The 6628-nt window shown below is 53.7% G+C and carries 7 protein-coding genes; 2 read left to right on the top strand and 5 right to left on the bottom strand.

Translation table 11 applies throughout. From position 1 onward, the window contains the following. Window positions 1-44 precede the first annotated feature (44 nt). Both C7402_RS01980 and C7402_RS01975 read left to right on the top strand, forming a co-directional pair. Entirely contained in the window at window positions 45-1100 is a 1056-nt protein-coding gene (locus C7402_RS01980) for a Pycsar system effector family protein (protein ID WP_116609451.1), read from the top strand. Window positions 1101-1116: 16 nt separating this feature from the next. Continuing rightward, window positions 1117-1884 (top strand): HAD family hydrolase, encoded by a 768-nt coding sequence (locus tag C7402_RS01975; RefSeq protein ID WP_116609450.1) that lies wholly within the window; start codon window positions 1117-1119, stop codon window positions 1882-1884. Window positions 1885-1981: 97 nt separating this feature from the next. On the opposite strand, the gene C7402_RS01970 is transcribed toward C7402_RS01975, so the two are convergent. The 5 genes from C7402_RS01970 to dbpB (C7402_RS01950) form a co-directional block, all read right to left on the bottom strand. Further along, window positions 1982-2359, bottom strand: coding sequence for a 6-pyruvoyl trahydropterin synthase family protein (locus C7402_RS01970; protein WP_038712926.1), 378 nt, complete (start codon window positions 2357-2359; stop codon window positions 1982-1984). 66 nt (window positions 2360-2425) lie between these two features. Further along, on the bottom strand, window positions 2426-3127 hold the full coding sequence (gene queC, locus C7402_RS01965) for a 7-cyano-7-deazaguanine synthase QueC (RefSeq protein WP_116609449.1): 702 nt from the start codon (window positions 3125-3127) through the stop codon (window positions 2426-2428). 14 nt (window positions 3128-3141) lie between these two features. After that, complete coding sequence (dbpB, locus tag C7402_RS01960; protein WP_038712930.1) at window positions 3142-4218, bottom strand: DGQHR domain-containing protein DpdB; 1077 nt, start codon at window positions 4216-4218, stop codon at window positions 3142-3144. Then, window positions 4215-5510, bottom strand: coding sequence for a tRNA-guanine transglycosylase DpdA (gene dpdA, locus C7402_RS01955; protein ID WP_116609448.1), 1296 nt, complete (start codon window positions 5508-5510; stop codon window positions 4215-4217). The genes dbpB (C7402_RS01960) and dpdA overlap by 4 nt, the downstream gene beginning before the upstream one ends. After that, entirely contained in the window at window positions 5507-6628 is a 1122-nt protein-coding gene (dbpB, locus tag C7402_RS01950) for a DGQHR domain-containing protein DpdB (protein ID WP_116609447.1), read from the bottom strand. The genes dpdA and dbpB (C7402_RS01950) overlap by 4 nt, the downstream gene beginning before the upstream one ends.

Below are 6628 nucleotides of genomic sequence, written 5' to 3'. Positions count from 1 at the left end.
TTTTTACGATTGGCTATATTTAACCCCTTAAAAATGTAACGAGCATGATTCGCGACCAATCCAACAACGACGACAAAAATTTGCGCATGTTGACCGCAATTTTCCACGCACTCATTCCAGTCAGGAGAGTTGACCCACAATCCAAGAAGGCTACCTTTGAATCGAGGAGGATTGATCATTATCCGCGCCAAAACGATGAAACGGTCGCACCCGATGTCTACTTACCCAAGATGTCGGAGGAACTTAAAAAATTGGATACCTTGGAAGAAATTGACGAAAGATATCTAGACCGTGCAAAAGAGTCTCTGAAGGAGGTCAAGGATCTCACCGAGTACCAAGATCAAAAAGCCGCCCGTCTTTTGACCATCGTTGCCTTTCTGACGGCCGCGGCCGGCGCTCTTTTTGCCAAGATATTGGACGTATACCCCATCCATCAGATATTTGCAGAATCAACAGGAAAAGGAGTTTTCCTTTCCGTAGTATATGGTCTGTTTGGACTTTTTTTGATTTTCGTGGCATGCGGCGCACTAGTTATCTTTCATGCGACCCAGACTCGGTTCGTGTGGCCCGAAGAAAAATCTGATGAGGCACGGTACGACAAGGCGAACTCATTTTTATTTTTTCAAAGCATATTTCGCACCGACCCGGTGGGATGGTCGCGTTCGTTTGTGGACAATACGACTACCGAAGACGCCGCGGACAAACTCACTCTGATCTATTACAAGAACTACATCTCCGAAGCCTATTTAGTCGCGGCGAAACTCGGGGATAAGTTGCGGTACTTGCAACCTGGGCAGCAACTTCTGCAGTGTGCAATCCGCATCCTGTTGATCTGGTTGCTACTGCTTTTTGTCGTTGTGGTCTGGATTCAAAAGCCGTCCGACAAACAGACAACGTCGTCGGTCATCACGCCAATCTGCTACCCGTACCAAGCTCTATTGTCCGGCACTGAGTTCGTATCGCCCGCCGTTGCTGCTGCCCCTAACGAGGTGGTTTCAAAGGGACCGGCTAGCCCACCTCAGAATATCCACGCATCGAGTGCCGGGCCGGTCGGAGCCGCCAGTGCCGCTAGTGATACAGTGAGGTTACTTAAGCATTAACGAAGGGAACACGGCCATGACCAAACCGGTTGTACTGTGCGACGCGGACAACACGCTATGGGACACGGACTCGGTCTTTGCAACGGCGCAGCGAACACTACTCGACGTCCTTGAGACACGCCTTGATAGGCTAAGTGACCTGTCCGATCGGATTGAGTACGTCAGACGTTATGATCAAGCTCTGGCGTCGAGGCATCACCTCCATTTGCGGTATCCCCCCGTGATGCTTGTCATAGCCCTCGCCGAGGGCCTGACCGGACGAGCCCCCGATGAGGCTGCAACGCTGGTCATTGCCGGGCATCGATCCGCTCATATTTCATTGTCGGAAGCGCAGAAACTCGCGGCCGACTTTCTTGGCTTGCTGAGTACCTTGCCCGAGTTGCTTCCGACGGTCAAAGACGGATTAAAGCTCGCCCGCGAGGAGGGCATTCCGCTCTATGTCGTTACGGAGGGACGCATCGATAAGCAGAAGCAGATCATCACGCATCACAAACTTACGCATTACATCGAGGCAATCTTTGAAATAACGAAAACGCAATCCCAGTTCGAGCGCCTTCGTCAGCGATTTCATCCCGCGCAAACCGTAATGGTGGGCGATCAACCGGACAGAGATATAGAGCCCGCAAAGAGGGCGGGATGCGAGACCGTCTTAGTGCCCAGCCGTTTCCTTCCATCGTGGAATCGCGTTGGAGGCGCGCGAGAGGCCTCGTACAAAGCCCGTGACTTTGGCGATGCGATCAGATGGGTCGCACAGCACGTCGAGCGTGGGCATGACGCTCCGTGAGTCGATGGGGCATGGAGAACAGGCATGCGTGAAACGCCGGCCCAAAGTTTGGCACCGCCGACAAGGGAGAAAGCCGACGGGATACCCGAGCCAACGATCAATTCAGTGGCAGAGCCGGATCTAGATCGCAACAGTCTCCGCTCGCGGGCCGCTCGACCCGCACCTTAGAGATATTCGGCAGAACGCACGACAGCTTCCGATAAATGTACGCGCACAAGCCTTCTAGCGTCGCCGCGCCCAACTCAGGAACCTCGTCTAGGAAGCGGTGATCGAGTTGGTCGCGGACACGCTCAATCTCCCTGCGCAGCAGCCCCAAATCGACCACCATCTTCGTCGTCGGATCAGGACAACCGCGCACGAAAACCTGCGCATGATACGTATGCCCATGAACGCGACGACTGCCTTCAGCATCGATCTCCCGGTGAAGCGTGTGCGCAGCCTCGAAATAGAATTTCTGACTGAGTTCGTAGTTCATTAGTTCTGGTGCCACTTCGAATCCCCCTACATTCATCCGCGGCCACGGGCCGCGGCGCCGTGCCCTCTAGGCCGCGAACTGGCGAAACGAATCATATCCCTTCCTGCGCAATTCGCAGGCAGGACATTGGCTGCATCCGAAGCCCCAATCGTGCTGAGTCGCGCGATCGCCCACGTAACAGGTGTGAGTCTCTGTGCGTATCAGGTCAACGAGTGCCGGGCCGCCCAGGTGCTGCGCCATTCTCCAAGTGTCGGCCTTGTCTATCCACATTAACGGGGTCTCGATAACCAGCGGTTGATCCATGCCAAGCGCAATCGCGACCTGGAGTGCCTTTAGTGTGTTATCCCGACAGTCCGGATAGCCGGAGTAATCTGTCTCACACATCCCTCCGACCAATACTTGGAGACTGCGCCGATAAGCGACAGCGGCTGCAAGCGTGAAGAACAGCAGATTTCTTCCTGGCACAAAGGTGTTCGGCAAACCACTTTTTTCCATCTCAATGGCCTTGCCTTGGGTGAGCGCCGTGTCACTGATCTGCCCAAGAATTGAAAGATCAAGCATGTGGTCGTCGCCGAGCTTCCTTGCCCAGTCTGGGAACCGTTCGCGAAATCTGGAAAGCACCTTCGGTCTGCATTCAAGCTCGACGGAGTGGCGTTGACCATAGTCGAATCCGACTGTCTCCACATGCTCGTAGCGATCAAGCGCCCATGCAAGGCAGGTCGTAGAATCCTGCCCCCCGGAAAAGAGAACCATCGCGCGAGTTTTCATGACACCTCGTATGGCTAGGAGTTAGCTACTTGTCGTGGTTGACGGAGCGCTCGCTTCATTGAGCGAACCAAATAGTTGGTCAACAAATCGATATCGCTCGGCGTGTTTTGAATGCCGTTCCACGGCCGTTCGTCATCCGGCGCAAGACGCCACTGTCCACTTGTCCATGCCGTGTATTTCTTCAACAATTCAAGGCTGCGCTCAAATTCGGGACGAGTTGTGGCGCCTTCGCTCGAATACAAAAACTCCATAACGAACCCCATTGCCACAATGCCTGCCCCGTGCCGCAAGCGCGAGGTCTTCGGACTCATCCCAATCCATTCACTCCCAAAAACTGATTCCACGGCTCCGAAGAAAGCGTTGACGAAATCATAGGCGCGATTTTCGAAATCACCGTCCTTGATGAACTCACGAATGGCACCATCAGAGGCGGAGTTCATCACCAATTTTTGCATGGCCGTATCGCTTAGCACACCCTTAGGATTCGTGTGTTGACGAATCTCTCCACGCAACGAAGAGCCACGAGTGAAGTTCAAGCGATCAACAATCCGTGCAGCAAACTTACGCGCGGTGAACCGCTCCGGCAGGCCTTCGACCGTCGGAAGCAATTCGTAGATAAGCGTCTTCGGCAATGGCCGAGTGTTGTTAACCAACACAAATTGCTGACGCAACTCGTTGTAATCCTTGCAAACTAGTGCGGACACAAACACCTGAAAACCAGGCTTTGCGACCCCTGACAGCGCGCTGAGTCGCTGCTGCCCATCGACAACAAAGCCAGGTTTTACGTCGCTTGCCTTGATCTCAACGTCAACTACACCATCCCCCCTATCCTTCACCTTCACCCCACCGATGAAGGCGACAATCAACGCATTGGGAAGCAGCGCGTCGTCACGTCGCAAATAGTCGCGAATTTCCTTGATATGCGACGCGATCTGGTGGCGTTGAAAACCACGCAAGTTGCCATTGTCTTCCCGCCCTACACGCTCGATCTCCGCAAAACCCCAGATCTGCTCAGGTGTGGCAGCGAAAGTAAATACGTCGTGCTCGGGAGCTTGCGCAGCCCGAATCGCCTTAAATCGGTAAACGCTCACCGCTTTTTCTCCAGAGTTCGTTGTACGTGTTTGTGATAGACGCCCAAGTTGTGAAATCCACGGCGCTTGTTTCGGTTACTGGATCGGAAGATTATGACCTCGACACCGGCTTTGCTGCACACCGAGCAATTGCAACGCTTCCACGGCGCATCTTCCAAGGTGCGCTCTACTAACGAGCGCATCTTCTCGAGATCCTTTTCGTACTTCTCCATAGGGTGTCCATCACCCAGTGTCAGAAATCGCTGGTAATCCATGACGGCTTCGAGCGCATCTTTCATCTTTCCATTACCACCATCGAAGTTGCGCAGTGCCGTAAGTGCTTTCCCTTCGCGACGTTGCAAATCTTCGGCGCTAAAAATCCCTCGCTTGATACCCTGCATCAAACGGGGATTTTCGATTGCCTGAGGTATGCGGATTGCCGCGTAATAGTCAAGTCCGCCTTCGGGCGATTCCATATAGTAGTTCGCCTTCGCATCCTTGAAAGCGCGAATAAGCGGAGACGTAGAGTCGAAACTGGTGATACCGAAATTCGTGAATTGATGGATCGAATCGGCTTTAGCGAACCCGAGGAGGTGAATCTTCGTTTCAGGCTTGATAGCGCTACGCAGCGCATGTAGAACCTGCTTAATGACATCAACCTTCAGCGGAACGAGGCCTCCGATAGCCAAATAGCGATATCCCATTTTCTCCAATTGAACCGCGGCATCTGCCATACTCTTCGGCGACCAACCCTGCACTGCTCCGAGCGGTTCAAATGGGTATCCCTCCGCGCCTGTAAGACGCAGAAACTCTTCGGCATTGGAAAGTGTGATATTGAAACGTTCAATAACACCGGGCGCAACGTCGCGCGCAGGGGGATTGTCCGTTAGGCAATCGAAGATAATGTGGTCGGGCGATACCCCATGGCTGAAGCCACCGTCCAGATAAAAATCCACCACTTCTTGAGGCGGGTACGCAGGTGTCTTGCTGTCCGCATAGGCAAATGCCCCGCAATCTCCCAACACCATGGCGCCCTTGAACTTGGGACCTCCATACCTCAGGAACTTACGAACACCGTCCCGCAACATCCGTTGTTCTTCAGCCGTTGAATATCGTACTTTCGATTTTGCGACGCCGGCAGCCTGTCGCACAGCACTCATCGATACTAGCAAACCGTCATATGGCGCCGGCATCATGAGTTCGTGCGCATAGACGTCATCCCAGTAGCGACGGCGGCCGGGAGCATTGCGGTCGTTAATAAAATCGTACTCGGGATCAACATAATCCTGAGTATCCGAATAGAGAAATTTCATTTCTTTATCGTACTGGTATAGGCTCGAACCAGTGCGTCCTGAAGTTTTCTGATGTCTCGAGGTGTGCTCTGAATCTCGTTCCAAGCAACGCCCAGCGTTTCCCATGTACCTTTTGTCCAGCGGCAAGCAGGCGCGACCTTCTCGAGCTCTTTTCGAACTGTCTTGTAGTCTTCTCCTTGCCCGGAGAGGCGGGCGTAAATCCTATCCATCAGGACGCCCATGGCTTCGATGCCTGCCGAATGCATTAGACGACTACGCTTCGGATCGGCCCCCCAAGCGTCCGGGAATACGTCCCGGACAGCGGACCAGTAGGTTCGCAAAAGCTGATACATCCCTTCGACATCGACACCATCGCGACCAGATAACTTAAAAGGGGCAAGTGCACCCAGTGGATTGTTCATGCTGTTACGGATCATGGCAATCACCGCAGTATCCGTAATGACACTCGTGTTGCTACCTTTTTCGGAGATACGTTTGATCAGCCTGTGAAATGGCGATTCAGAGTCACGGTTAAGCAAATTGCAGATCTCAGACGGAACCTTGCGTGCGCTTAATTCGCGAGGCAGCAAAATACTCCGAGTCTCAGGAAGAAGTTCATTAATTAGCCGGGTCGGGAGCGGCCGCGCCTTATTAACCAGAATAAACTGCTCACGCTGGACTTCCAGGTTGTCCGAGACAAAGGCAACGACTGGTACTGGAATCCCCTTCCTCGCCGCCTGTGCCAATGCTAGCGAACGCTGCTGACCGTCTACGATCCATGCGACCCGCTGCCCCTCGTCATAGACAGGAATGGTCAGGGTGCCCGCCTGCGCAATTCCCTGATCGCCGGCGGGCCTAGTGCCGCGGGCGGCTGCGAAGTGTACCGCAGGTGACATTGCAAGAATGATCGCGTTAGGGAACAGCACGTTACCCTGGTTTAGGTAGTCGACGATCCCTTTAACGTGGGTCCGGATCTCGGGACGCTGAAAGCCCTTGAGCACATCCAAGTCATCTCGTTCTACCCTAGATATGTCGGCCACCTTCACGATGTCAGACCCGTGAATAAAAAAGGCATACACTTCCAGCCCTTCGCCCTGAGTCGTGCGTAGCGCGCGCACCACAATCTCTTTTTTACCCAT

The organism is Paraburkholderia unamae (assembly GCF_003096875.1).
In the GTDB taxonomy this organism is placed as follows: domain Bacteria; phylum Pseudomonadota; class Gammaproteobacteria; order Burkholderiales; family Burkholderiaceae; genus Paraburkholderia; species Paraburkholderia unamae.
Note: the sequence above shows the minus strand (reverse complement) of the source record. Positions and strands in the feature narration are given on the sequence as shown.